The sequence below is a fragment of the Pseudomonas sp. NPDC089734 genome (genome assembly GCF_044748865.1).
Lineage (GTDB): Bacteria > Pseudomonadota > Gammaproteobacteria > Pseudomonadales > Pseudomonadaceae > Aquipseudomonas.
Genome location: NZ_JBIVGV010000022.1, coordinates 29,684 through 56,683, shown reverse-complemented (window position 1 = coordinate 56,683; position 27,000 = coordinate 29,684). Strand labels below are relative to the sequence as shown.

General features: G+C 59.4%; 22 protein-coding genes and 4 tRNA genes. 6 read left to right on the top strand and 20 right to left on the bottom strand.

From position 1 onward, the window contains the following. The first annotated feature begins 1 nt into the window (after position 1). Positions 2-1,657: an electron transfer flavoprotein-ubiquinone oxidoreductase gene (locus tag ACIPY9_RS22125; protein ID WP_400706542.1), complete on the top strand. Its 1,656-nt coding sequence runs from the start codon at positions 2-4 to the stop codon at positions 1,655-1,657. A 71-nt stretch (positions 1,658-1,728) separates the two neighbouring features. Here the strand turns inward: ACIPY9_RS22125 and ACIPY9_RS22120 are convergent, their stop codons facing one another. Next, on the bottom strand, positions 1,729-2,634 hold the full coding sequence (locus ACIPY9_RS22120) for an AraC family transcriptional regulator N-terminal domain-containing protein (protein ID WP_400706539.1): 906 nt from the start codon (positions 2,632-2,634) through the stop codon (positions 1,729-1,731). A gap of 176 nt (positions 2,635-2,810) precedes the next feature. On the opposite strand from ACIPY9_RS22120, the gene ACIPY9_RS22115 reads away from it, so the two are divergent. Next, entirely contained in the window at positions 2,811-3,863 is a 1,053-nt protein-coding gene (locus tag ACIPY9_RS22115) for an NAD(P)-dependent alcohol dehydrogenase (RefSeq protein ID WP_400706536.1), read from the top strand. A 74-nt stretch (positions 3,864-3,937) separates the two neighbouring features. Here the strand turns inward: ACIPY9_RS22115 and ACIPY9_RS22110 are convergent, their stop codons facing one another. From ACIPY9_RS22110 to leuC, 10 genes are all read right to left on the bottom strand, one after another. Then, positions 3,938-4,747 carry an IclR family transcriptional regulator gene (locus tag ACIPY9_RS22110; protein WP_400706533.1) on the bottom strand — a complete coding sequence of 270 codons (810 nt, stop codon included), beginning with the start codon at positions 4,745-4,747 and terminating at the stop codon, positions 3,938-3,940. Between the two features lie 65 nt (positions 4,748-4,812). After that, positions 4,813-6,123, bottom strand: a complete 1,311-nt coding sequence (locus ACIPY9_RS22105) for an MFS transporter (protein ID WP_400706530.1) — start codon at positions 6,121-6,123, stop codon at positions 4,813-4,815. 87 nt (positions 6,124-6,210) lie between these two features. Further along, the gene (dgoD, locus tag ACIPY9_RS22100) at positions 6,211-7,359 is read right to left on the bottom strand and encodes a galactonate dehydratase (RefSeq protein ID WP_400706527.1); all 1,149 of its coding nucleotides are present in this window, start codon (positions 7,357-7,359) and stop codon (positions 6,211-6,213) included. A 48-nt stretch (positions 7,360-7,407) separates the two neighbouring features. Continuing rightward, positions 7,408-8,034 carry a 2-dehydro-3-deoxy-6-phosphogalactonate aldolase gene (locus ACIPY9_RS22095; protein WP_400706524.1) on the bottom strand — a complete coding sequence of 209 codons (627 nt, stop codon included), beginning with the start codon at positions 8,032-8,034 and terminating at the stop codon, positions 7,408-7,410. Positions 8,035-8,059: 25 nt separating this feature from the next. Then, entirely contained in the window at positions 8,060-9,040 is a 981-nt protein-coding gene (locus ACIPY9_RS22090) for a 2-dehydro-3-deoxygalactonokinase (protein WP_400706521.1), read from the bottom strand. 339 nt (positions 9,041-9,379) lie between these two features. Continuing rightward, complete coding sequence (gene asd, locus ACIPY9_RS22085; protein WP_400706518.1) at positions 9,380-10,492, bottom strand: aspartate-semialdehyde dehydrogenase; 1,113 nt, start codon at positions 10,490-10,492, stop codon at positions 9,380-9,382. Between the two features lie 71 nt (positions 10,493-10,563). Beyond that, positions 10,564-11,646: a 3-isopropylmalate dehydrogenase gene (leuB, locus tag ACIPY9_RS22080; protein WP_400706515.1), complete on the bottom strand. Its 1,083-nt coding sequence runs from the start codon at positions 11,644-11,646 to the stop codon at positions 10,564-10,566. 69 nt (positions 11,647-11,715) lie between these two features. Continuing rightward, on the bottom strand, positions 11,716-12,480 hold the full coding sequence (locus ACIPY9_RS22075) for a class I SAM-dependent methyltransferase (RefSeq protein ID WP_400706512.1): 765 nt from the start codon (positions 12,478-12,480) through the stop codon (positions 11,716-11,718). A gap of 78 nt (positions 12,481-12,558) precedes the next feature. Continuing rightward, on the bottom strand, positions 12,559-13,200 hold the full coding sequence (gene leuD, locus ACIPY9_RS22070; protein WP_400706509.1) for a 3-isopropylmalate dehydratase small subunit: 642 nt from the start codon (positions 13,198-13,200) through the stop codon (positions 12,559-12,561). A gap of 10 nt (positions 13,201-13,210) precedes the next feature. Beyond that, on the bottom strand, positions 13,211-14,635 hold the full coding sequence (leuC, locus tag ACIPY9_RS22065) for a 3-isopropylmalate dehydratase large subunit (RefSeq protein ID WP_400706507.1): 1,425 nt from the start codon (positions 14,633-14,635) through the stop codon (positions 13,211-13,213). 148 nt (positions 14,636-14,783) lie between these two features. Between leuC and ACIPY9_RS22060 the strand changes: the two genes are divergently transcribed. Both ACIPY9_RS22060 and ACIPY9_RS22055 read left to right on the top strand, forming a co-directional pair. Then, positions 14,784-15,653 carry a LysR family transcriptional regulator gene (locus ACIPY9_RS22060; RefSeq protein WP_400706504.1) on the top strand — a complete coding sequence of 290 codons (870 nt, stop codon included), beginning with the start codon at positions 14,784-14,786 and terminating at the stop codon, positions 15,651-15,653. A 117-nt stretch (positions 15,654-15,770) separates the two neighbouring features. Beyond that, a complete protein-coding gene (locus ACIPY9_RS22055; protein WP_400706501.1) occupies positions 15,771-17,978 on the top strand; it encodes a putative bifunctional diguanylate cyclase/phosphodiesterase in 2,208 nt (735 codons plus the stop codon). Positions 17,979-18,000: 22 nt separating this feature from the next. On the opposite strand, the gene ACIPY9_RS22050 is transcribed toward ACIPY9_RS22055, so the two are convergent. The 9 genes from ACIPY9_RS22050 to uvrB all read right to left on the bottom strand — a co-directional run bounded on the left by ACIPY9_RS22050 (position 18,001) and on the right by uvrB (position 24,636). Continuing rightward, positions 18,001-18,984 carry a tRNA dihydrouridine synthase gene (locus ACIPY9_RS22050; protein ID WP_400706498.1) on the bottom strand — a complete coding sequence of 328 codons (984 nt, stop codon included), beginning with the start codon at positions 18,982-18,984 and terminating at the stop codon, positions 18,001-18,003. A 29-nt stretch (positions 18,985-19,013) separates the two neighbouring features. Continuing rightward, positions 19,014-19,472 carry an acyl-CoA thioesterase gene (locus tag ACIPY9_RS22045; RefSeq protein ID WP_400706495.1) on the bottom strand — a complete coding sequence of 153 codons (459 nt, stop codon included), beginning with the start codon at positions 19,470-19,472 and terminating at the stop codon, positions 19,014-19,016. A 123-nt stretch (positions 19,473-19,595) separates the two neighbouring features. Further along, positions 19,596-20,135 carry a TetR/AcrR family transcriptional regulator gene (locus ACIPY9_RS22040; RefSeq protein WP_400706492.1) on the bottom strand — a complete coding sequence of 180 codons (540 nt, stop codon included), beginning with the start codon at positions 20,133-20,135 and terminating at the stop codon, positions 19,596-19,598. Positions 20,136-20,337: 202 nt separating this feature from the next. Beyond that, positions 20,338-20,413: transfer RNA gene (locus ACIPY9_RS22035), tRNA-Glu, on the bottom strand. A gap of 45 nt (positions 20,414-20,458) precedes the next feature. Then, a tRNA-Ala gene (locus ACIPY9_RS22030) sits at positions 20,459-20,534 on the bottom strand. 52 nt (positions 20,535-20,586) lie between these two features. Then, positions 20,587-20,662: transfer RNA gene (locus tag ACIPY9_RS22025), tRNA-Glu, on the bottom strand. Between the two features lie 84 nt (positions 20,663-20,746). Next, positions 20,747-20,822 (bottom strand) — tRNA-Ala (locus ACIPY9_RS22020). Positions 20,823-20,999: 177 nt separating this feature from the next. Then, positions 21,000-22,481, bottom strand: a complete 1,482-nt coding sequence (gene gltX / locus ACIPY9_RS22015) for a glutamate--tRNA ligase (protein WP_400706489.1) — start codon at positions 22,479-22,481, stop codon at positions 21,000-21,002. A gap of 139 nt (positions 22,482-22,620) precedes the next feature. Beyond that, positions 22,621-24,636, bottom strand: coding sequence for an excinuclease ABC subunit UvrB (gene uvrB, locus ACIPY9_RS22010; protein ID WP_400706486.1), 2,016 nt, complete (start codon positions 24,634-24,636; stop codon positions 22,621-22,623). Positions 24,637-25,002: 366 nt separating this feature from the next. Here uvrB and ACIPY9_RS22005 point away from each other — a divergent pair, with 366 nt between their 5' ends. Next, complete coding sequence (locus ACIPY9_RS22005) at positions 25,003-26,199, top strand: amino acid aminotransferase (RefSeq protein ID WP_400706483.1); 1,197 nt, start codon at positions 25,003-25,005, stop codon at positions 26,197-26,199. Positions 26,200-26,232: 33 nt separating this feature from the next. Next, a complete protein-coding gene (locus tag ACIPY9_RS22000; RefSeq protein WP_400706480.1) occupies positions 26,233-26,760 on the top strand; it encodes a hypothetical protein in 528 nt (175 codons plus the stop codon). Positions 26,761-27,000: the final 240 nt, after the last annotated feature.

Below are 27,000 nucleotides of genomic sequence, written 5' to 3'. Positions count from 1 at the left end.
AGTGGAACGCGAATATATGGAATTCGACGTCGTCATCGTCGGAGCCGGTCCCTCCGGGCTTTCTGCCGCATGCCGCCTTAAACAGAAGGCCGCCGAGGCAGGTCAGGAAATCAGCGTCTGCGTGGTGGAGAAAGGCTCCGAAGTCGGCGCCCACATCCTGTCCGGCGCGGTATTCGAACCTCGTGCCCTGAACGAACTCTTCCCGAACTGGCAGGAGCTCGAGGCTCCCCTCAACACGCCCGTCAAGCGTGATGACATCTACATGCTGCGCAGCGCCGAAAACGCCGTGAAAATCCCGGACTTTTTCGTGCCCAAGACCATGCACAACCAGGGCAACTACATCATCTCCCTGGGTAACCTGTGCCGCTGGCTCGCGCAACAGGCCGAAAACCTGGGCGTCGAAATCTACCCGGGGTTTGCTGCACAGGAAGCCTTGATCGACGAAAACGGCGTGGTACGCGGCATCATCACCGGCGATCTGGGCGTTGACCGCGAAGGCAATCCGAAAGAAGGCCTGTACACACCGGGCATGGAACTGCGCGGCAAATACACCCTGTTTGCCGAAGGCTGCCGTGGTCATATCGGCAAGCAGTTGATCAAGCGCTTCAACCTCGACAGCGAAGCCGATGCCCAGCACTACGGCATCGGCCTCAAGGAAATCTGGGAAGTCGATCCGGCGAAACACGAGCAGGGCCTGGTGGTCCACACCGCCGGCTGGCCGCTGGACGACGAAAACATGGGCGGCTCCTTCCTGTATCACCTGGAAAACAATCAGGTGGTGGTCGGCCTGATCGTCGACCTCTCCTACAGCAACCCTTACCTGTCGCCGTTCGACGAATTCCAGCGCTACAAGCATCACCCGGTCATCAAGCAGTACCTGGAAGGCGGCAAGCGCATCAGCTACGGCGCCCGTGCCATCTGCAAAGGCGGCCTGAATTCCCTGCCGAAAATGGTTTTCCCCGGTGGCGCCCTGATCGGCTGCGACCTGGGCACCCTGAACTTCGCCAAGATCAAGGGCAGCCATACAGCCATGAAGTCCGGCATGCTGGCTGCGGAATCGGTGGCTGACGCCCTGTTCGCCGGCAAGGAAGGCGGCGATGTGCTGAGCACCTATGTCGACGCCTTCAAGGCCAGCTGGCTGCATGACGAGCTGTTCGCCAGCCGCAACTTCGGCCCGGCGCTGCACAAGTTCGGCGCTCTGATGGGCGGCGCGTTCAACTTCATCGACCAGAACATCTTCGGCGGCAAGATCCCGTTCACCCTGCGCGACACCAAACCGGATTACGCCTGCCTCAAGCTGGCTGCCGACTCGAAGAAGATCGACTACCCGAAACCGGACGGCAAGCTCAGTTTCGACAAACTCAGCTCGGTATTCCTCTCCAGCACCAACCATGAAGAGGAGCAACCTTGCCACCTGAAGCTGGCCGACCCGAGCATCCCGCTCACCAGCAACCTGCCACTGTATGATGAGCCGGCTCAACGTTACTGCCCGGCTGGCGTCTATGAAGTGATCACTCAGGAAGACGGCGAAAAACGCTTCCAGATCAACGCCCAGAACTGCGTTCACTGCAAGACCTGTGACATCAAGGACCCTGCGCAGAACATCACCTGGGTGACACCGGAAGGTGCTGGCGGGCCGACTTACCCGAATATGTAGGGAACGCTGCAGCCTTTAGCGGCAAGTAGCAAGAGAAAGCCCGGCGTGCCGGGCTTTTTTGTGCGCGGGATTCAGGCCGGGATGCGCAGGAAGCTGCTCTCTTCGCCGGGACTGCGCCCGAAGTAGCGTTTGTATTCGCGACTGAATTGCGATGTGCTCTGGTAGCCCACATTGTGCGCAACCTGAGCCACTCCCATCCCCTGCGCGATCAGCATATGCTGCGCCTTGAGCAGACGCAGACGCTTGAGGTATTGCACCGGTGATAACAAGGTGCTGCGTTTGAAGTGCTCATGGAAGGTCGAAGCGCTCATGTTCGCCTGACGCGCCAGAATGTCGATATTCAGTGGCTCGGCGTAATGGCTGTGCAGATACGCCAGAGAAGCCGCGACACGAGCGAAGTGGCTCTGCTGCGCAACCAGCGCCCGCAGCACGCCTGCCTGCGGGCCACGCAATGCGGCATAAAGCACTTCACGCAAACGTGATTGCCCCATGACATGGCCATCCAGCGGATCATGCAGGCAGCGCAGCAGCCGCTCCACACTCTCGCGCATCGACGCATCCAGCACCGCTGAGGTCATGGATTCAGGTGTTTGAGCCTTGACGGTGTGATCAGGCACCGGCCCCATCAGTTGCACCAGCTCGCCCAACATGACCCGGTCAATGGCCACCGAAACGCCAAACAGAGGCGCTTGCGGCGTGGCAAAGGTTTCACACATGAACGGCACGGAAAGCGCCTGCACCAGATAATGCCCCGCACCGTAGTCCAGCGTGCGCGCCCCCAGACTGGCCAGCTTGCCGCCCTGGGCAATGATCATCAGGCTTGGTTCGTAAATCTGCGGGCTACTGGCGACATACTCATAAAGCGAGACCACGTTGACTTCCGGCAACAGCGTCGGCACGAATCCGGGACGCGTGGCCAGCGGCTTTATGAGGGAGACAAGGGTGGCATTCGCATCGGAATGATGAGGTAACGACATGGAGCACCGGGCAGAGAATCGGACATGCGCATCATCGCAGATATGCCCTCCCCCGCAAAACTTGCCCATCCATCTCCGGAGGAATAGGCATGACTCACGGAGGAATGTGAGTGGTCATGACAGGCCAGTCCACGGAAAATGGCGCTCAACTTTCATCCTGATCCGCGAGGAACACCATGTACACAGCCATCGGTTACGCCGCCCAGTCAGCAACCGCTCCCCTCGCCCCCATGACCTTTGAACGTCGCAGCCTGCGCAGCAACGACGTGGCCATTGAAATCCTTTACTGCGGGGTATGCCACTCCGACATTCACCAGGCACGCAACGAGTGGGGCATTGCTGTCTACCCACTGATGCCGGGCCACGAAATCGTCGGCAGGGTCACGGCCACCGGCCCAAGTGCCAGCCAATACAAGGTGGGCGACCTCGTAGGCGTCGGCTGCATGGTCGACTCCTGCCAACAGTGCCCGGCCTGTCAGGCAGATCTGGAGCAATATTGCCTCGAAGGCCCGACCATGACTTATGCCACACCTGACCGTGTGGACGGCAGCAACACCATGGGCGGTTACTCCAGCAGCATTGTGGTCCGCGAAGACTTCGTCGTCCGCATCCCGGAAAAACTCGACCTGGCAGCCGCTGCACCGATTCTCTGCGCAGGTATCACCACTTATTCGCCGCTCAAGCACTACGGCGTCAAGGCGGGCGACAAAGTCGGCGTTCTGGGAATGGGCGGTCTGGGCCACATGGGCATCAAATTCGCCAAGGCCATGGGCGCGGAAGTCACCCTCTTCACCCGCTCGGCGTCAAAAGCCCAGGAAGCCCGTCGCCAAGGCGCCGATCATGTGATCGTCTCCACCGATGCCGAGCAGATGAAAGCCGCCGCAGGTCGCTTCGATTTCCTGCTGGACACTATCCCTGTGCAGCACGACCTGAACCCCTACCTGGAAACCCTGAGCTTCGACGGCGTGCACATTCTGGTCGGCCTGATCGAGCCGGTGGATCCACCGGTACACGCAGCCAATCTGGTCATGAAACGCCGCGTCATCGCCGGTTCGCTGATCGGCGGGATCGCAGAAACCCAGGAAGTCCTGGATTTCTGTGCCGAAAACAACATTACCTGCGATATCGAGATGCTGGACATCCGCAATATCAACCAGGCCTACGAGCGCATGCTGGCGGGCGACGTGAAATACCGCTTCGTGATCGATATGGCGACGCTGAAAGCCTGAATATCTGTGTGGGAGCGAATTCATTCGCGAAAAGACTTCGCGGATAAATCCGCTCCCACACAGTATAAAAATGACTATCCGCCCAGCTCCGCCGACAGTCGGGTAGCCGCTTGCTTGATCATCGGTACCAGCTCGGCCATTTTCTCCAGCGGCATGTACGGTACGGTGCTGGCAATACTGATACCGGCAACGATCTGTTTACCCGCATCACGAACCGGCGCAGCGACACAACGAATCGACGGTTCGTTATCTTCCAGATCGAATGCATAGCCGCCCTGCACATACTCTTGCCGACGCAAACGCAATTGCTCCCAGGTCTGCGGCTCATGGGCAGGCCACAGGGGATTCTTGCCAGCCACCGGCAAGCTGACTTCATACAACCTGCGCCACTCGTCCTCAGGACTGTCCAGCAGCAGCGCCTTGCCGATGCCCGTACGCACCAACGGCATGCGGTGTCCTACGCGAGAGCGCATCTCCGGGCCATTGCGCCCCGGATTCTTGTGCAGATAAAGCACCTCGTCCCCGTCGCGGATCGCCAGATGCACCGTATCGCCGGTCAGTTCCGATAATTCGTCCAGATAAGGCCGGGCCAGAATCGCCAGCGGCACTTCTTCCCGAGCCTGAAACCCCAGCTCGATCAACCGGGGTCCCAGCAGATAACCGACCTGAGGCAAGACCCGCAGGTAACGCTCCTCGACCAGGCAACTGACCAGACGGTGGGTCGTGCTGCGCGTGGTGCCAATCAGGGCCGAAATCGCTTTCAGGTCCCTGGCACCACTGGCCACGGCCTGTACCACCGCCAGACCGCGCAACAAGGTCTGGGTCCCGGTCGGGGCAACCTCCCTGGCCGTGGCGTTTACAGGTGCGAGTGGATCATTGTGCATATCAACCCTTATCCGATCAGAAAGCTGGCGGCATTATCGTCGCCCGCTCTTCTGCATACCAGCCATCACAGCTCGATACGCTCCACTTTGCCCACCAACAGGATGTAGGACAAAGCGCCAATCAATGCCAGACCGGCGATATACGTGATGGCAGGCGCAAAGGAATCACCCGACGCCAGAAAGCCGATCACGATCGGGGTCGCAATGGCCGCCAGATTGCCGATGAAGTTGAAGGTGCCACCGGTCAGGCCCAGCAGACGGGCCGGGGCCAGGGTCGAGACCAGCGACCAGGTGATCGATGCCAGGCCGTTACCGAAGAAGGCCAGGGCCAGGAAGGCGATCACCAGCGGCGTGGACTCCACATAGTTGGCCCCGATGATGGACGTCGAGATCAACAGGCCGGAAATGATCGGCAGCTTGCGGGCCAGACCGACACTGTGACCACGACGGATCAGCCAGTCCGAGAAAAACCCCGAACACAGAACCCCGACAAAGGCCGCCAGGAAAGGCAGCGAAGCCAGCAGGCCGGACTTGATGAAGTCCATGCCCCGGTATTTGACCAGATAGGTGGGAAACCAGGTCAGGAAGAACCAGAGGGTCGAGTTGAGGCAGAACTGCCCCAGATAAATGCCCCACAGCTTGCGCTTGCTAAGCACAATGCCCAGGTCCTGCCAGCGGAATCCACGCTTCTCTTTCTCGGCATCGACCTGGATATCCACCAGACCACCGCCTTCGCGGATCAGGTCGATTTCCTCCTGGTTGATGCCCTTGAAATCCCGTGGCTCGCGATAGACCAGGTACCAGATTGCCGCCCAGATCACGCCGACACCTCCGGTGACGACAAACACCATATGCCAGCCGTAACGCACCTGCAGCCAGGCCAGTACCGGAGTCAGGAACGCCAGGCCGACAAACTGCCCCGAGGTGTAGAAGCCAATGGCAGTCGCCCGCTCCCGCTCGGGAAACCAGGACGTCACGACCCGGCTGTTGATCGGGTAAGCCGGAGCTTCAAGCGCGCCCACGGCCATGCGCAGCACGAACAGGGCAATGAAACTGGCAGCAAAACCGAGCATGACAGTGGCCAGCGACCACAGAAGCAGCGCGACGGTATAGAGAATGCGCGGCGGGACACGATCCACCAGCCAGCCACCCGGAAGCTGCATGGCTGCGTAAGTCCAGCCGAAGGCGGAGAAGATCAGGCCGACCTGAACGGGATCGATGCCCAGATCGCGGGTCAGGGCCGGTGCGGCAATCGAGAGGTTGCTGCGATCCAGATAGTTGATGACCACGGTGATGAACAGCAGCACCATGATGAAGAAACGCTTGCGGGTAGGCGTCGCCAGGGACGCCGCCCCTTCGAGTGTGCGGGTTTGCATGAAGATGGCCTCTTGTTGGAATTATGTGAGGACTGAGTGTTCAGCAATGCCTGATCACGCCCGCGCAGGGCGCGGGCGTGATCACTGTCACCATTCGGCGAAACTGCCGTCGGCATGTCGCCAGATCGGGTTGCGCCAGCGATGGCCGATGGCCGCACGCTCCTTGACGTACTCTTCATTGATCTCGATCCCCAGGCCCGGCCCGTTGGGAATCTTCACCATGCCCTTGTCGTAATCGAACACCTCGGGGTGCTTCACGTAATCCAGCAGGTCGTTGCTTTCGTTGTAGTGGATGCCCAGGCTCTGCTCCTGAATGAAGGCGTTGTAACAGGCCGCATCCAGTTGCAGGCAAGCAGCCAGTGCAATCGGCCCCAATGGGCAATGCAGCGCCAGCGCCACGTCATAGGCCTCGGCCATGTTGGCAATCTTGCGGGTTTCGGTGATGCCGCCCGCGTGGGAGGCATCCGGCTGGATGATATCGACGTAGCCTTCGCTCAAGACGCGCTTGAAGTCCCAGCGCGAGAACAGCCGCTCGCCCAGAGCAATGGGGGTGCTGGTCAACGGTGCCAGTTCCTTGAGCGCTTCGTAGTTCTCGCTGAGCACAGGCTCTTCGATGAACATCAGCTTGTAGGGGTCCAGCTCTTTCATCAGCACCTTGGCCATGGGTTTGTGGACCCGGCCGTGAAAATCCACACCGATGCCGACATTCGGGCCGACGGCATCGCGTACGGCGGCAACGTTGGCCAGTGCCAGGTCGACCTTGTCGAAGGTGTCGAGAAATTGCAGCTCTTCGGTGCCGTTCATTTTCACTGCCGTGAAACCGCGCGCCACCGCTTCCTTCGCCGCACGCGCGGTATCGGCAGGCCGGTCGCCACCGATCCAGGAATAGACCCGGATCTTGTCACGCACCTGACCACCCAGCAGATCACTGACCGATACACCCAGCGCCTTGCCCTTGATATCCCACAATGCCTGGTCGATCCCTGCCAGCGCACTCATGTGCTCCGCCCCGCCCCGGTAGAAACCGCCGCGATACAGCACCGTCCAGATGTCTTCGATATTGCGCGGGTCCTTGCCGATCAGGTAATCGGAAAGCTCCTCCACAGCGGCGGCAACGGTATGGGCGCGGCCTTCGACAACCGGCTCGCCCCAGCCGACGACGCCGTCATCGGTTTCGACTTTCAGAAAGCACCAGCGGGGTGGAACGATAAAGGTCGTGAGCTTGGTGATCTTCATGTGTGCAATGTCTCTTATTGGTATGGGAAGAAGCGCCAGATGCGCCGGTCAGTTGGAGGTCAGTGCATGCCATGCGCTGACATAGGCCCGTGCGCGCTGCTCGACGTCCGCGACGCTCATGCCCGGTTTGAACAGCCCGGAGCCCAGGCCAAAGCCTTTGACACCGGCCTCGAGAAAGACCTTCATGTTGTCCGGCGTGATACCGCCCACCGGCAACAGCACCGTTCCTGCCGGCAGCACCGCCAGCCAGGCCTTGACCACGGCCGGTGACATTTGCTCGGCCGGAAACAGCTTGAGCACATCGGCCCCTTCGGCCAGAGCGGCAAAGGCCTCGGTCGGCGTTGCGACGCCTGGCGACAGAAACAGCCCGGCAGCCTTGGCCGCTCGTAGCACCTTCGCATCGCTGTGGGGCATGACAATGACCTGACCGCCCGCCTCCTTGACCTGATCGACCTGCTCCGGCGTCAGCACGGTTCCGGCTCCAATCAGGCAATCGGAGGGCAGGCTCTGACGCAGCAGACGAATGCTGTCATAGGGCTGCGGCGAGTTGAGAGGCACCTCGATCACGCGAAAGCCGGCCTGATACAAAACCTCGCCAATGGCAGGCGCCTCTTGCGGTCGAAGTCCTCGAAGAATCGCGACCAGACCGTTTTTCGCCAGGGCTTGCTTGAGCATTTCACACCTCTCGGGAGTCTTTTGATTACGCGGACGCGAGCAAACCGGCCTGGGCAGCCACCTGCCACAAGCCTCGCTCGGTGGCCTGTTCGGCCAGCGTCACCTGTTGGAAACCGCATGCGGCAAGGCCACGGGCATAACGCGCGCAAAGCGGTTCGCTGCCGATGAGAATCACGGCAGGCAGTTGTGCATGAGTGCGTTTCTGAATCTTCGCCAGGGCATCCAGTTCGTGACCGATCAGCAGCCCGGACAGATAGTCAGGCTGCGCGCTGGCATCGAGCTGCCCGGTCAGCCCCAGCGTGCGAGTGCTGAAAATGGTGGAAAGCAGACCGGCAGCACCTTCCGCCGAAAGCGCGCTGGACAGTCCTCGGTCGAATGCCGGGGTATCGAAGGACTCGCCATGCTGCATGGTGCGTCCGAGAATGGTCTTGGCGCACAGGGCGGCATAGACCTCACCGGTCATGAAGGTGTCGAAATGGACAATGCATCCTTCGACCACATGCGCCCACTTGGAATGGCTGCCGGGAAGGCCGATCAGCAAGGGGCGACTGGCGCCCGCTTCGCCAAGCGAAGCCAGAACGCCGAGGATCTGGGTTTCTTCGCCACGCATCACATTGGGCAGGGTTGAGCGCTGCAACACGCCCGGAATGATATGAACATCCACGCCCCGCACGCTGCGCACCACCTGCAAGGCAGCGCTCAGCTCACTGACGCTGGCCGGGGTTTCCCGATACGTGGCTTCACGCCATCCCTGAGCGCTGCCCACCATGCCGCAGGCAATCACCGGCAGATCCGGCTGCGCGTCGAGCCAGTCGCCACAGGCCTGATCAAAGGCCAGTTCGAATCCATCGCAGCACAGAGCACCCGCGATCAATCGAGGCGTACTCGGCAATTGCATGATGCCCGTGCTCAAGGAGCGCTGTTCCAGAACCTGGCCTTGCTCGCCAAGTCGATAAGCACGAAGTGAGGTTGTCCCCCAGTCGAGCGCGATCAATTGCGCCTTCATCGCTTCACCTGTTGTTTTTTTAAAAGTGAGTGCGAGCGGACTATAAGCCCATCGACCAACAAATCTCAATATGTAATTTTACATCCCATATATAGGGATTAAATAATCTTGCCCATTCGCTGAATACGCTACTGCGGGATAAACCCCACAGGATCGATGGATGGTTCTGCAGCGGCATACCGCTGCATCCAGGCTGCTGGCATCACACCGGGCAAGCAATAAGGCACAAAGGCATCAGCAGGACCGGCCCCGCACATGACCCGACGAATCGCCTCCCTGAATCGCGCCCATAAAAAAACGCCCCTGACGAGGGGCGTTTTCTTGTACGGCTTCAGCGAATCAACGCTCCAGCAGAATCCGCAGCATGCGACGCAGCGGTTCGGCCGCGCCCCACAGCAACTGGTCGCCTACGGTAAAGGCGCCCAGGTATTGCGAACCCATGTTCAGCTTGCGCAGACGACCGACCGGAATGCTCATGGTGCCGGTCACGGCAGTCGGGCTCAGCTCCTGGATGCTGGCTTCGCGATGGTTCGGGACCAACTTGACCCAAGGGTTGTGCTGGCTGATCAAACCTTCGATGTCCGCAATCGGCACATCCTTGTTCAGCTTGATGGTCAGGGCCTGACTGTGGCAACGCATGGCGCCGATGCGCACGCAGATACCGTCGACCGGAATCGGGCTCTTGAAGCGACCCAGAATCTTGTTGGTCTCGGCCTGGCCTTTCCACTCTTCGCGGCTCTGGCCGTTCGGCAGTTCCTTGTCGATCCACGGGATCAGGCTGCCTGCCAGCGGTACACCGAAGTTTTCGGTCGGGAAGGCTTCGCCGCGCATGGCCTCGGCCACCTTGCGGTCGATGTCGAGGATGGCGCTGGCCGGGTTGGCCAGGTCATCGGCAACCGACGAATGGACAGTGCCCATCTGCTTGATCAGCTCGCGCATGTTCTGCGCACCGGCACCGGAAGCCGCCTGATACGTCATGACGTTCATCCACTCGACCAGACCGGCCTCGAACAGACCGCCCAGGCCCATCAGCATCAGGCTGACGGTGCAGTTGCCGCCGATGTAGTTCTTGGTGCCAGCGTCCAGCTGCTGGTCGATGACCTTGCGGTTCACCGGGTCCAGAATGATCACGGCATCGTCCTGCATGCGCAGGCTGGAAGCCGCATCGATCCAGTAACCCTGCCAGCCTGCCTCACGCAGCTTGGGGAACACCTCGTTGGTGTAGTCGCCGCCCTGGCACGTCAGGATTACGTCGAGGGTTTTCAGTTCGTCAATGCTGTAAGCATCCTTCAGAGGCGCAACATCCTTGCCTACCGACGGAGCCTGACCACCGACATTGGAGGTAGTGAAGAACACCGGCTCAATGAGATCGAAGTCCTGCTCTTCCCGCATCCGCTGCATGAGCACGGAACCAACCATGCCACGCCAACCGATAAGACCTACACGTTTCATCGCAACTACACCTTGAATAAAAGTGGGACCGCTGCCCTGCGTCATCTACAGCAGGCAGCGGGCCAGAGAGATTACAGATTCCGCAGCGCGGCGACTACTGCATCGCCCATTTCCTTTGTACCAACCTTGACATTTCCGGCCGACCAGATGTCGCCGGTACGCAGGCCCTGATCCAGAACCAGACTGACAGCCTGTTCGATGGCATCGGCAGCAGCGGTCAGGTTGAAGCTGTAACGCAGCATCATCGAAACCGACAGGATGGTCGCCAGCGGGTTGGCAATGCCCTGACCGGCGATATCCGGTGCAGAACCGTGGCAAGGCTCATACATGCCCTTGTTGTTGGCATCCAGCGAGGCCGACGGCAGCATGCCGATGGAGCCGGTCAGCATGGAAGCTTCGTCCGACAGAATGTCACCGAACATGTTGTCGGTCACGATCACGTCGAACTGCTTGGGCGCACGCACCAGTTGCATGGCAGCGTTATCGACGTACATGTGGCTCAGCTCGACCTCAGGGTAATCCTTGGCAACCTGCTCGACCACTTCACGCCACAACTGGCTGGAAGCCAGTACGTTGGCCTTGTCCACCGAGCACAGCTTCTTGCCGCGAACCATGGCCATGTCGAAACCGACACGGGCAATACGACGGATTTCGCTCTCGCTGTACGGCAGCGTGTCGTAGGACTGGCGCTCGCCGTTTTCCAGCTCGCGAGTGCCGCGTGGCGCGCCGAAGTAGATGCCGCCGGTCAGCTCACGGACGATGAGAATGTCCAGGCCCGCGACGATTTCCGGCTTCAGGCTCGAAGCATCGGCCAGTTGCGGGTAAAGAATCGCCGGACGCAGGTTGCCGAACAGACCCAGTTGCGAACGGATCTTCAACAGACCGCGCTCAGGACGGATGTCACGCTCGATCGTGTCCCATTTCGGACCACCGACGGCACCCAGCAGTACGGCATCGGCTGCGCGGGCACGGTCCAGGGTTTCGTCAGCCAGTGGCACGCCATGCTTGTCGATGGCAGCACCGCCGATCACGTCGTGGGTCAGCTCGAAGCCCAATTGATACTTCTCATTGGCCACTTCCAGCACCTTGACCGCTTCGGTCATGATTTCAGGACCAATGCCATCACCTGGGAGAATCAGAATCTGCTTGCTCATAACATCCTCAATTTTGTGCATCGGTGCCTCGAACAGCACCTGTATATAACGCTTGATACGGCAAAAAACTTATCGATGAGCCCAGAGCACCAGTACATCGGTGCTGAACGAGCCCTCTTCGGCAATCTCGAAATACTCGCGCACTTCAGCGCCCATCGCCTGCTGCAACTCGCGGATGGCAACCCGCAACGCCTGTGGCGTACGCATGCGCTCGACCCATGAGGTGTATTCCAGACGCAAACGCTGACGCGTATGGCTGCGCGTGAACAACCCGGCGTCGCTGACCTGATGCAACCACTCGGCAGCCGAATAATCCCGCACATGGCTGGTGTCGCGCAGCACTTCCACCGTTTGCAGGTACGTATCCAGCAACGGGCTGCCCGGCGACATCACATCGATGAAGGCTGCCACACCGCCCGGCTTCAGAACCCGGCGCACTTCACGCAACGCCAGGGCCAGATCGCTCCAGTGGTGAGCCGAGTAGCGGCTGAACACAAAGTCGAACTCGCCATCCTCGAAAGGCAGGCGCTCGGCCGCGCCACGAACGGTGCGGATGTTGCCAAGCCCCTTTTCGGCGGCGGCTGCGCCGACCACATCCAGCATCTGCTGAGAAAGGTCGTAAGCTACCACTTCACCGACCGACGGAGCGACATGAAAGCTCACATGCCCCGCTCCGCACCCTAGATCCAGCACCTTCGCATCGCTACGTCCGGCCACTTCGGCCTGCAATAGCCCGAACTCGACGCCTTGAGCATGCACGGCACTGCTCAGATAAGCGGCTGCCTGTTCACCGAACTGACGCTGTACGACTTGAGTGTGGGCGGAGCTTGTCATGTGGGTTTCCTTGCCTGGCGGGTTGTTCGCGAATGAATTCGCTCCTACCGTGGGGAGCGAACTCACTCACATTGGCGATCAGCCCCGGAACAACCAGGGCTGACTGGCGCGGTGCTTGCTCTCGAAAGCAGCGATGGCATCGCTGTCCACCAGGGTCAGGCCGATATCGTCCAGACCGTTGAGCAGGCAGTGCTTGCGGAACGCATCGATCTCGAAGCTCAGGACCTTGCCGTCAGGACGGGTCACGGTCTGCGCCTGAAGGTCGATGTTCAACTGATAGCCCGGGCTGGCCTCGACCTGCTGGAACAGTTGATCCACTTCATCTTCGGAAAGAATGATCGGCAACAGGCCGTTCTTGAAGCTGTTGTTGAAGAAGATGTCGGCATAGCTCGGCGCGATGATGGCGCAGAAACCGTACTCTTCCAGCGCCCATGGCGCGTGCTCGCGGCTGGAGCCGCAACCGAAGTTTTCACGGGCCAGCAGTACGCTGGCACCTTGATAACGGGCATGGTTGAGCACGAAATCAGGGTTCTGCGGACGCTTGGAGTTGTCCTGATAAGGCTGACCCACATCCAGATAGCGCCACTCATCGAACAGGTTCGGGCCAAAACCCGTGCGCTTGATCGACTTGAGAAACTGCTTCGGGATGATCTGGTCGGTGTCGACGTTGGCACGATCCAGAGGAGCGACAAGGCCGTTGTGCTGGGTAAACGCTTTCATGCTGGGCTCCTTATTGCTGGATCAAGTCACGGACATCGATAAAACGACCGTTGACCGCTGCCGCTGCCGCCATCGCCGGGCTGACCAGGTGCGTACGGCCACCGGCGCCTTGACGCCCCTCGAAGTTACGGTTCGAGGTAGAGGCACAGTGCTCACCGGAACCCAGGCGATCCGGGTTCATGGCCAGGCACATCGAACAGCCCGGTTCACGCCACTCAAAGCCGGCTTCGATGAAGATCTTGTCCAGACCTTCCTTCTCGGCCAGTTCCTTGATGAGACCCGAGCCCGGAACCACGATGGCCTGCTTGACGGTTGCAGCCACCTTGCGGCCCTTGGCAACGTCCGCGGCAGCACGCAGGTCTTCGATCCGCGAGTTGGTGCAGGAGCCGATGAATACACGGTCCAGCTGAATGTCGGTGATCGGCTGATTGGCCTTGAGGCCCATGTATTTCAAGGCACGCTCGATGGAGCCACGCTTGACCAGATCCGCTTCCAGAGCAGGATCGGGTACGTTCTGGTCGACGGCCAGCACCATTTCAGGGGATGTGCCCCAGCTGACTTGCGGCTTGATCTGGGCAGCGTCCAGTTCAACCACAGTGTCGAACACCGCATCAGGGTCGGAAACCAGGTCTTTCCAGGCTTCGACAGCCAGGTCCCACTCTGCGCCTTTGGGCGAGAAAGGACGGCCCTTGACGTACTCGACGGTCTTTTCGTCGGTGGCGACCATACCGACGCGAGCGCCCGCTTCGATGGACATGTTGCAGATGGTCATGCGCCCTTCGATGGACAGATCACGAATCGCGCTACCCGCGAACTCGATGGCATAGCCGTTGCCGCCCGCAGTACCGATCTTGCCGATCACCGCCAGGACGATGTCCTTGGCAGTCACGCCAAAGGGCAGCTTGCCTTCGACCGAAACCAGCATGTTCTTCATTTTTTTCGCGACCAGACACTGGGTCGCCAGCACGTGCTCGACCTCGGACGTGCCGATACCGTGGGCCAGCGCGCCGAACGCACCGTGAGTCGAGGTGTGGGAGTCGCCACAGACGACGCTCATGCCCGGCAAGGTAGCGCCCTGCTCAGGGCCGACCACGTGAACGATGCCCTGGCGCGGGTCGTTCATCTTGAATTCGGTAATGCCGTATTCGTCGCAGTTGTCGTCCAGGGTCTGGACCTGCAGGCGCGACACCTGATCTTCGATGGCGCCGATACCGCCCTTGCGCTCCGGTGTGGTCGGAACGTTGTGGTCCGGGGTCGCGATGATGGAATCGATCCGCCATGGCTTGCGACCGGCCAGACGAAGCCCTTCAAAGGCCTGCGGCGAAGTCACTTCGTGAATGATATGACGGTCGATGTAGATCAGCGCAGAACCGTCGTCGCGCTGTTTGACCAAATGCGAATCCCAGAGCTTGTCGTAGAGCGTTTTGCCGGCCATCGGACGTACTTCCTCATCAGCTTCTTTCTATGCCTTGGGCAATCGGACATCGATGACCCCTTGGCTTGTGCGGACAATGCTATGAAATATGCTTAAATAACTCAAATTCATAATTTTCATGCTTTGGATAACCAACTGGAATCCGACAATGGACCTCGCCAACCTCAATGCCTTTATCGCCATCGCCGAAACCGGCAGCTTCTCCGGCGCAGGCGAACAGCTGCATCTGACCCAGCCCGCCATCAGCAAACGCATCGCAGGGCTTGAACAACAATTGAATGTGCGGCTGTTCGACCGCCTGGGACGGGAAGTCAGCCTGACCGAGGCCGGCCGCGCCCTTCTGCCTCGCGCCTACCAGATCCTCAATGTGCTGGATGACACCCGACGGGCACTGACCAACCTCACCGGCGAAGTCAGCGGTCGTTTGACACTGGCGACCAGTCATCACATCGGCCTGCATCGCTTGCCCCCCCTGCTGCGGGAGTACACCCGCGCCTATCCCGACGTGGCACTGGACATTCAGTTTCTGGATTCGGAAGTGGCCTATGAAGAAATCCTTCATGGCCGTGCGGAGCTGGCGGTCATCACCCTTGCACCTCACCCTCACTCGCTGGTGCGCGCCGTGCCGGTCTGGGACGACCCTCTGGACTTCGTCGCAGCCCCGGAGCACCCGCTGACCAACAGCGGCCCCATGAAACTGGAAGACATCGTGCTCTACCCGGCCGTCTTTCCCGGCGCAAACACCTTTACCCACCACATTGTCAGCGGGTTGTGCGAAGCCCAGGGCCTCAAGCCCAATATCGCCATGAGCACCAACTATATGGAAACCATCAAAATGATGGTCTCCATCGGTCTGGCCTGGAGCGTATTGCCCCGCACCATGCTCGATGAACAGGTGGCACGCATCCCTCTGTCGGGCATACAACTCAATCGCCAGCTAGGCTACATCCTGCACACGGAACGTACGCTTTCAAACGCCGCGAAGGCGTTCATGGCACTGCTCGACGCCCAGACCTGACAATATCAACAGGCCAGTAGTTTATTTCCGAGACAGAACACCAGAACCCTGATATACGGGTTGCATGATGCACATCGATCGTTTTACTGGCTGTATTCATTGAAGGCTCGTGATCTCATGCCCATCCCAGTCGATAGTTCTTCCTTGTTGGTATCCGATCAGGCATCCACCCCGGACCTGACCCCCATCAGCCCGGAACAGACGCTCAAGGAGCTTCGAGACCGTCTGGAACTGGCGCTGGGGTCCGCACAGATGGGCACCTGGGACTGGCACATCCCCAGCAACATGCTGTACATCTCGTCGCAAGCCGCGCAGTTGCATGGCCTGCAGCCCCAGAGCTTTCATGACACCCTGCAGACCTTCTTCAATGACGTTCCGGTGGAAGAGCACAACCGCATGCGCCGGACTTACAAGGCCATGCTGGACAACGGAAGCGATCTTTTTCAGATCACCTATCGCCTGCAATTGAAAAACGGCGCTCCGCGCCTGCTGGAAAGCCGTGCCCGCCTCTACCGGGACAGCAACGGTGCTCCCTTGAAACTGTCGGGAACACTGCTGGACATCACCCAGCAGCACGCACGCTCCGCGCTGCTGGCCACCGAAGAGAAATTCGCCAAGGCCTTTCACTCAAGCCCGGACTCGATCACCATCACCGAGATGGAGTCCGGCCATTATGTCGAGGTCAACGACGGCTTCTGCCGACTGACCGGCTTCACCAGCCAGGAAGTGCTGGGCCGTACGGCCCAGGACGCCGGTATCTGGGTCGATCCGGAACAGCGTCAGCAATTGATCGATCAATTGCGCACAGAAGGTCGCATCCACCATATGGAGATGAATGGCCGCCACAAGAACGGCACGCCACTCGTCATCGATGTATCGGCAGAGTCCATTACTCTGGACGGCACCGCCTGCCTGCTGGTGACCGCCCGCGACATTGGCGAACTGAAACACGCCCAGGCCCAGGTCCAGCACCTGGCCTATCATGACCCACTGACCAACCTGCCCAACCGCGCCATGCTGATGGAGCGGCTCAGCGAGCAACTCACCCGGCTCAAACAGGACAACCTGCGCGGCGCCCTGCTGTTTCTCGACCTGGACCATTTCAAGCACATCAATGACTCCCTCGGGCATCCGATGGGCGACTGCGTGTTGACGATCGTGACCGCCCGCCTCGAGGCCAGCGTCCGCCTTGAAGACACCGTCGCACGCCTGGGCGGCGACGAGTTCGTGGTCCTGATCGGCGGCCTGGAGGGCACACGGCATGAAGTCGCCGTTCAGGTGCAGGAACTGGCCGACAACCTGCGCAAGCTGCTGGCAGAACCGATGTTCATCGACAGGCAGCGCCTGCAAGTGACACCCAGCATCGGCATCGCCCTGATCCCCGATCACGGCTCGAACCCTGCCGACATCCTCAAGCGAGCCGACATTGCGCTGTATCGCGCCAAGGACTCGGGGCGCAATGCCGCCCAGCTTTTCCATCGTTCCATGCAGAAAGCCGCCAGCCAGCGCCTGCGCATGGAGAACGACCTGCGCATGGCACTGACCCGCAACGAGCTGCACCTGCACTACCAGGCCCAGGTCAACAGCCTGACCGGTGAGATCATTGGCGCGGAAGCCCTGCTACGCTGGCAACACCCCGATTACGGCATGCTGACACCCACCCAGTTCATTCAGATACTCGAAGAAAGCGGGATGATCCTGGAAATCGGCGGCTGGGCGCTCGAAGAGGCCTGCAAGGTCGGAGGTCAATTGCTCCAACAAGGGTTGATCCCCAGAAACGGGTTCCTGCTGGGGGTCAACATCAGCCCCCGACAGTTCCGCCAGACCGATGTCGTCGAACAGGTGGAACGCTGCCTGCGGCGCTATCAGCTGCCCGCCACCATGCTCAAGCTGGAAGTCACCGAAGGCATCGTCATCCAGAATCTGGACGACACCATTGCCAAGATGCTTCGCCTGAAAAAACTGGGCGTCAGCTTTGCCATGGACGATTTCGGCACCGGGTATTCATCCCTGACCTACCTCAAGCGCCTGCCCGTGGATGTGCTCAAGATCGACCAGTCGTTCGTCCATGACGCGGCGACCGACCCCAATGATGCGGAGATCATCCGCGCCATCATCGCCATGGCCCAGAGCCTCAATCTGGCGATCATCGCCGAAGGTGTCGAAACCCCCGAACAACTGGCCTTTCTCGAACAACAGGGCTGCCATTGCTATCAGGGCTACCTGTTCAGCGAACCCTTGAAAGTGAAAGAGTTCGAGGCCTTGCTGCACAGCCGTCAAGACCAGCCTGAAAGCCATACCCATGCCCTGCTGACACAGGAATGAAGACCCGAGGGGGAAACCAGCCTCAGTTGAGGGGCCGGTTTCCTGCCTCGCTCTGTTCATCACTCGAAAAGCCAATCAGGGCACTGATGCGCTCGCAGTCCGTTTCCCGACGCAGGGTATCGAACATGACGACCGCCTCCGGATAGCTTTTGGTCAACAGCACCAGCCACTGCTTGAGACGCCCCGGTGCCTGAACCGGGGTCATTTTGGCCATGCAATCCTTCCAGAACGTGTGCAAGAGAGGTTGCAGCCCGGCCCAGGTCATCTCGACAACCTCTTCGCCCGCATGCGCCGCAGCGATCTGCCGGGCAAGATCGGGGCGTGCGACCAGCCCGCGGCCAATCATGATGTCACGCGCACCGCAGATTTCCTTGCAACGCCGCCAGTCATCGACCGTCCAGATCTCGCCATTGGCAACCACCGGCACCTTGACCACGTCCTGGATCTTCGCAATCCACTCCCAATGCGCCGGCGGCTTGTAGCCATCGACCTTGGTCCGGGCATGCACCACGATTCGCTCGGCCCCGCCATCCACCAGCGCACGGGCGCAATCCAGTGCACCGTCGGTATTCTCATACCCCAGACGCATCTTGGCAGTGACCGGAATCGCCTTGGGCACGGCGCGTCGCACATGGCTGACAATGGAGTGCAGCAGTTCAGGTTCCCTGAGCAGAATCGCCCCGCCACGGGAGCGATTGACGGTCTTGGCCGGACAGCCGAAGTTCAGGTCCATCACCGGCGCGCCGAGCTCGCAGGCAAATGCCGCGTTTTCCGCCAGACAGACCGGATCAGACCCCAGCAGTTGCACATGCAGCGGCACGCCCGCCGCCGTCTTCGCATCGGTGTGCAGTTCTGAAGCGAGCTTGTAGAAGTAAGCGGCAGGCATGACCCGCTCGGTCACCCGGATGAACTCGGTCACGCACCAGTCGATGCCGCCGACGCGGGTCAGCACATTACGCAGGATGTCGTCGACCAACCCCTCCATGGGCGCCAGAGCAATTTGCATGGATCACACTCGAAAAAAAGTCCGGCAGTTTACTGCCCAACGTCAGGATTGGGAACGCTGCCGGACATGGCCGCGCCATAGCCTTCGATGAACTCGGCCGGCATGCGCCTGGGCTTGCCGCTGGACAGCTCGATACAGACAAAGGTGGTCTGGGCACGCAATAGCGTTACACCGTCCACGGCACGCCTGAGTTGAAAACGGCGAGTCATTTTCAGCCGCTGATCCCAATCGACAATCCAGGTTGCCAGTTGCAGCTCGTCATCTTCATAGGCACTGGCCAGATAATCGATTTCATGCCGGACTACCGCCATCGCTCGGTCCAGACGCCGATACTCACTCAAATCCAGCCCCAGATGCTGCGAGTGCCGCCAGGCGCAGCGCTCCAGCCAGGTGACATACACCGCATTATTGGCATGCCCCAGACCGTCGATATCGTCTGCCGCTACATTGAGGTCGATCACAAAAGGCGTTGCCCGATCCCAGACCATGTTCGCTCCCGTTGTCCGAAAAACATTCAACCCGCAGGAGCAGCTTCATCCGCGAAGGGATGCGAAGTGCACCGGCCTGTTCGCGAATGAATTCGCTCCTGCGGGCAGTGTAACCGGGTCTGGCTAAACCACAGCCGATTTGGCTGCACGCAACACGCGATCGGACAAATCTCCGGTACCCAGCGCACGCGCCAGCACCAGTCCACCCACCATCAAAGCGACATCGGCCAGCACCTTGTCGGACTCTTCAGGGCACGATGACAGCTGCGCCACCATCAATTCGAGATGCTCGGCCAATACCGCCTGGAAGCCCTCGGGCAAGCGCGGTATGTCCCCTACCGTCGAAGGCAGCGGGCAAGCCTGCTCGCTGGTATCACGATGCTTGCGTGACAGGTAGAACGCCGCCATCAATGCGCGTCGCTCCTGACAAGGCAACTGCTCATCCATTTGCGCCATGGCCGCCCTTCGCTGCCTCAGCAAACGATCGAAGGCCTCCAGCATCAGCGCTTCCTTGCTTTCAAAGTGAGCATAGAAACCACCCACCGTCAGCCCTGCAGCTCCCATGATCTCATTGACGCTCGGTTGCTCGGGGCCACGGCCAATCAATGCGGCACTGGCAGCATCCAGAATGCGTTCACGGGTTTGCGCTTTTTTGTCTGCCATGCCGACCTCCGAAAATTACGCAGATAATATTATTCGCATCATTCCGAATGACAAGCACAACGCCACCCGCTTGCCGAAGGCAGACGAGTGGTCGAGAAGGGAATGAGAAATTGCACAGGAGCGGGCAAAAATAAAAACGCCCAAAAAACAAAAGGGCCATTCAATAATCGAATGACCCTTGGTCTCGCAGAGCGAGAAATCGTGGCGTCCCCTAGGGGACTCGAACCCCTGTTACCGCCGTGAAAGGGCGGTGTCCTAGGCCACTAGACGAAGGGGACGCAAAACCTTCGAGCAGATTCGCTATCAGCGAACCCTGGCAAAATTGGTGGAGCTAAGCGGGATCGAACCGCTGACCTCCTGCATGCCATGCAGGCGCTCTCCCAGCTGAGCTATAGCCCCAGATTTATCGCCTCGCGGCGGAGATCAGCCTTGCGACATCACTCTTTGAAACTGGCGTCCCCTAGGGGACTCGAACCCCTGTTACCGCCGTGAAAGGGCGGTGTCCTAGGCCACTAGACGAAGGGGACAAAACCTTCTTCGTACATGACCGGCGCTGGTTCCGGTCATCGTACTGTTTCAAGGCAATGTAGCCGACCTTGAAACTCTTTGTTTGGTGGAGCTAAGCGGGATCGAACCGCTGACCTCTTGCATGCCATGCAAGCGCTCTCCCAGCTGAGCTATAGCCCCACATCAGTGGACGGGGCGCATATTAAGCGTGGGTCGCTGACCTGTCAAATTTATTTTCAACATTTTTGAAAATTTTTTATCGACATAACAAACACTTACCGCCCCACCCCCGTAAAACGGGGGTCACATCAGCCACGGTATGCCCATGCTGCGAGCATACCGTGATCGTCTACCGCATCAGGCAATGGCGCCCAGCAGCTTTTCCCACTCCTTGTTTTCCTTCTTGGAAACGCCACCCAGCAGATCGATGGCCTGACGCAAGCGGAAACGAGTCAGGTCCGGCCCGAGGATTTCCATCGCATCGAGCACTGAAACCGAACTGGCCTGCCCGGTAATCGCCGCAAACATCAGCGGCATGGCATCGCGCAGCTTCAGCTCCAGATGATCGACCACTGCCTGAATGCAGGCCGTAATCGGGTCTTTCTCCCACTGGCGCAGCGATTCGAGCTTCCAGAGGATCAACTGCATCAGTTGACGAACCTGATCACCCGAGAGCTTCTTGTGCTCGAACAGCTTCGCATCGGGCGTGACGCCCCCCGCAAAGAAGAAACTGGCCAATGGTGCGATCTGGCTGAAGGTTTCGACCCGCCCCTGAACGTGCGGCGCGATCTTCATCATGTATTCGGGATTCAAGGCCCAGTTCTGCACGCGAGCGGCGAACTCTTCGACCGGCAATTCGCGCAGCCACTGACCGTTGAGCCAGGACAGCTTCTCGATATCGAATATCGGGCCACCCAGGGAGACACGGGAGAGGTCGAAGTTATCGACCATTTCCTGCAACGAGAATTTCTCGCGCTCGTCCGGCATCGACCAGCCCATGCGGCCCAGGTAGTTGAGCATGGCCTCAGGCATGAAGCCCATGCGCTCGTAGAAGGTCACCGAGGTCGGGTTCTTGCGCTTGGACAGCTTGCTCTTGTCGGGGTTACGCAGCAGCGGCATGTAGCACAGTTGCGGTTTGTCCCAGCCGAAGTATTCGTAGAGCAGGATCAGCTTCGGCGCAGACGGCAGCCACTCCTCGCCACGCAGGACGTGGGTAATGCCCATCAGGTGGTCATCGACCACGTTGGCCAGGAAGTAGGTCGGCAGACCATCGGTCTTCATCAGCACCTGCATGTCCATGCGATCCCACGGGATCTCCACTTCGCCACGCAGCATGTCCGGCACCACACAGACGCCTTCGGTCGGCACTTTCATGCGGATAACGTGCGGCTCGCCTGCATCCAGACGGCGCTGCACTTCTTCCTTGGAAAGCAGCAAGGCACGGCCGTCATAGCGCGGCGTCTCGCCTTTGGCCATTTGCTCGGCACGCATCTGATCCAGCTCTTCGGCGGTGCAGAAACACGGGAAGGCATGACCAAGATCGACCAGTTGCTGAACATATTTCTGGTAGATATCGCCCCGCTCGCTCTGCCGGTACGGGCCGTGCGGGCCTCCGACGTCCGGACCTTCGCTCCACTCGATACCCAGCCAGCGCAGCGCGTCGAAAATCTGCTGTTCGGACTCGCGGGTCGAACGCAACTGATCGGTGTCTTCGATACGCAGGATGAACTCACCACCGTGCTGCTTTGCAAAGCAGTAGTTGAAGAGCGCGATGTAAGCCGTGCCAACGTGGGGATCACCCGTAGGTGATGGCGCGATGCGAGTACGAACGGTGGTCATGAAAAATTCCGAAATAGATCGATCAAGCCCGGAATATTAACAGGCTGAGCACTGATGGCTCCAGCATGGGGGCATGCTTCGCGAATGAATTCGCTCCTACAGGTCCGGCAGGAGCGAATTCATTCGCGAACAGCCAAAATCAGACCGTCAGCAAGCGCTCGCGCAATTTGGCGATTTCGTCGCGCATCTGTGCCGCCGCCTCGAATTCCAGATCGCGGGCCAACTGGTACATCTTCTCTTCGAGCTGGCGAATACGCTTGGTGATTTCGCTGGGTGAGCGCAGCTCGTTTTCGTAACGGGCATTCTCTTCGGCAGCCTTGGCCATGCCCTTGCGCTTCTTGCTGCGCGAGCCGGGCACCGTGGCACCTTCCAGGATATCGGCCACGTCCTTGACCACGCCCTTGGGCGTGATGCCATGGGCCAGGTTGTGGGCGATCTGTTTTTCACGACGCCGCTCGGTCTCGCCGATGGCCCGCTCCATGGAGCCGGTGATCCGGTCGGCATAGAGAATTGCCCGGCCATTGAGGTTACGCGCCGCCCGGCCAATGGTCTGGATTAGCGAGCGCTCGGAGCGCAGGAAGCCTTCCTTGTCGGCATCGAGGATCGCCACCAGCGACACCTCCGGCATGTCCAGGCCCTCACGCAGCAGGTTGATCCCCACCAGCACATCAAAAGCCCCCAGCCGCAGGTCACGGATGATCTCGACCCGCTCGACCGTGTCGATGTCGGAATGCAGATAACGCACCCGCACACCATGGTCGCCCAGGTAGTCGGTCAGGTCCTCGGCCATGCGCTTGGTCAGGGTCGTGACCAGCACCCGCTCTTCCAGTGCAACCCGCTTGGTGATTTCAGAGAGCAGGTCATCGACCTGGGTCAGTGCCGGGCGGATCTCGACTTCAGGGTCTACCAGCCCGGTAGGACGCACCACCTGCTCGATGACACGCCCCGCATGATCGGCCTCATAAGGCCCGGGCGTGGCCGAAACGAAAATGGTCTGCGGGCTGACCGCCTCCCACTCATCGAAGCGCATGGGCCGGTTATCCAGCGCCGACGGCAGCCGGAAACCATATTCCACCAGGGTTTCCTTGCGCGAGCGGTCGCCTTTGTACATCGCGCCGACCTGCGGCACGCTGACGTGGGATTCGTCGATGACCAGCAAGGCATCGGGCGGCAGGTAATCGTACAGCGTGGGCGGCGGCGCGCCTGCGGGGCGACCCGAGAGGTAGCGAGAGTAGTTCTCGATACCGTTGCAATAACCCAGCTCCAGCATCATTTCCAGATCGAAACGGGTGCGCTGCTCCAGGCGCTGGAGTTCCACCAGCTTATTGTTGTTGCGCAGGTATTCCAGACGTTCCTGAAGCTCGACCTTGATGCCTTCCATCGCTTCGAGCAGCGTCTCACGGGGCGTGACGTAGTGGCTTTTCGGATAGAAGGTAAAGCGCGGCAGCTTGCGAATCACCTCTCCTGTCAGCGGATCGAATGCCGACAGGCTTTCCACTTCATCGTCGAACAGTTCGACGCGGATAGCCTCCAGATCCGATTCGGCCGGGTAGATATCGATGACATCGCCCCGAACCCGAAACGTCGCCCGGGCAAAATCCATGTCGTTGCGGGTGTACTGCAAGTCGGCCAGACGACGCAGCAAGGCCCGTTGATCGAGCTTGTCGCCACGGTCGATGTGCAGAACCATGCGCAGATAGGTTTCCGGGCTGCCCAGACCGTAGATGCAGGACACCGTCGTGACGATGATCGCATCCTTGCGCTCCAGCAGAGCCTTGGTCGCAGAAAGGCGCATCTGCTCGATATGGTCGTTGATCGACGCATCCTTCTCGATGAAGGTGTCCGAGGACGGCACATAGGCTTCGGGCTGGTAGTAGTCGTAGTAGGAAACGAAGTATTCCACCGCATTGTTGGGGAAAAACGTCTTGAACTCGCCGTACAACTGGGCCGCCAGGGTCTTGTTCGGTGCCAGCACCAGCGTCGGGCGCTGCACCTGGGCAATCACGTTGGCGATGCTGAACGTCTTGCCCGAACCGGTCACCCCCAGCAAGGTCTGGTGTGCCAGCCCGGCCTCGATCCCCTCCACCATCAGGCGAATGGCCTCGGGCTGATCGCCGGCTGGCTCAAAACGGGTGACGAGCTGAAACTCGGACATGACTGACCTCTTGATTCGTCTGCGCAAAGGGTTCGTCTGCGCACGGCATACACGCAATAACGAAATCACCGCCAACGCCTGATCCCGCCGGGAGAGACGTGCAGTGCCTGAAGTGATGCACTATAAATGGAGCCATATACTCGGCTTTCAAGCCATGGATTGCATCATGCGTTAAAGCATTGAGGTTTCAATAAGACGAACGTTCTGCAAATAACCGGAAAAACCTTGAAAAAACCCGACCCGGCCTGTCGATCCCTTGCAGGATGCTCTTTATACTAGGTCCCCGTTCGTGCACCGCTCTGGCGCATTCTGTCGGAGCCTGCACTGCACTCCCCCTTCACTCTTCATTCAGAGCTGCCGCAAACAATGAGCCTGTTCTCCGCTGTCGAAATGGCGCCCCGCGATCCGATCCTGGGTATCAACGAAGCATTCAACGCCGACACCCGCACCACCAAGGTCAACCTTGGCGTGGGCGTCTACTGTGACGAAGACGGGCGCATTCCGCTGCTGCGCGCAGTGGCCGAAGCCGAGAAGATTCGCGTGGCTCAACACGCTCCACGCGGTTACCTGCCTATCGACGGCATCTCGGCCTACGACCTGGCCGTACAGAAACTGCTGCTGGGTGCCGACTCGCCGCTGATCGCCTCGGGCCGCGTGCTGACCACCCAATCCGTCGGTGGTACTGGCGCTCTGAAGATCGGTGCCGACTTCCTCAAGCGTCTGCTGCCCAACGCTGTCGTCGCCATCAGCGACCCAAGCTGGGAAAACCACCGCGCACTGTTTGAAGCCGCAGGCTTCCCGGTTCAGGACTATCGCTACTACGATGCTCCGACCCACGACGTGAACCGTGCCGGCATGCTGGAAGACCTGCAAAACCTGCCGAACGGCTCCATCGTCGTACTGCACGCCTGCTGCCACAACCCGACCGGCGTCGACCTGACCCTGGACGACTGGAAAAAGGTGCTGGAAGTGGTCAAGGCCAAGGGCCACGTTCCCTTCCTGGACATGGCTTATCAGGGCTTCGGCAAAGGCATCGACGAAGACGCCGCAGCCGTACGTCTGTTCGCTGACTCGGGCCTGACCTTCTTCGCCTCCAGCTCGTTCTCCAAATCCCTGTCGCTGTACGGCGAGCGTGTCGGCGCCCTGTCGATCATCACCGAGTCCAAGGAAGAGACCGCCCGCGTCCTGTCCCAGGTCAAGCGTGTGATCCGAACCAACTATTCCAACCCGCCGACCCATGGCGCAATCATCTCCGCCGCGGTCCTCAACGACCCTGCGCTGCGCGCCATGTGGGAAGAAGAACTGGGCGAAATGCGCGTACGCATCCACGGCATGCGCAAAGCCATGGTCGAGCGCCTGGCCAACAACCCGGCCGGCCAGGACTTCAGCTTCGTCGGCCGTCAATGCGGCATGTTCTCCTACTCGGGCCTGACCGCCGAACAGGCCCAGCGCCTACGCAGCGAGTTCGGTGTCTACGCGCTGGATACCGGTCGTATCTGTGTGGCCGCACTGAACCAGAAGAACATCGACGCGGTATGTGACGCGATCAAACAAGTGCTGTAAGGCGTTTGTTGTGACTGAAAGGGAGGTCAGGCGTTGCCTGGCTTCCCTTTTTATTCCCCGTATAAAACAATGAAAAAAGCGCGCAGCTTTAAATATGCGAGCCTTTCACGTAATGGAGCAACAATGTTTTTTGGAAACAACAGAAAGGCACTGCTTGAATTCTTAAGAAATCTGACGCCACAGGTTTTGTTTCTGACACTGACCTTAATCTTTGCGTCAAAACTGGACCTGAACAAATATGATTTAAGCTATGAAGGCGTCATGCGAACGCTTCCATTTCTATCCTGCATGCTTGTATTTGGCGGCGCCTTTTTGGCCAATATGACCCTATTCATTGACTCGATGCTGACATCCCCTCCCAAGCTCAAAAAGCTCACGGATAAAATCACCCGTCAAAAAAAATCATTTTCAAATCGAATCCCGATGCTTGCCGCAGCTACATGGCGACATAATAAACTTGGCTATCTGGAAGTGGCTCTTGCTTTAGCAATTACGCAAACCGCATTTATCGCCGTCATCTACACAGCCATACAAAGTGCGTTAAAAGATTTGCTTCCCTAGAAAGAGCAAACCATTACCACCGGGGACCCTCAAAGCACACACATCCCTGATGCTGGCAAACCCGTTTTGATCTGCATGCATAAATAGTCTTGCCCTACCAACATTGGGTACCGCTATCCAAACGGTACTCACAAACAACAATATCCTGTACCGCTAAATTCCCCCTCCTGCTCCTCGTCTATTGGACAGTTCTCCTGGCCGTCTCCTGACGACAGCCTGACTTTCCCAAGCAGGAACCCT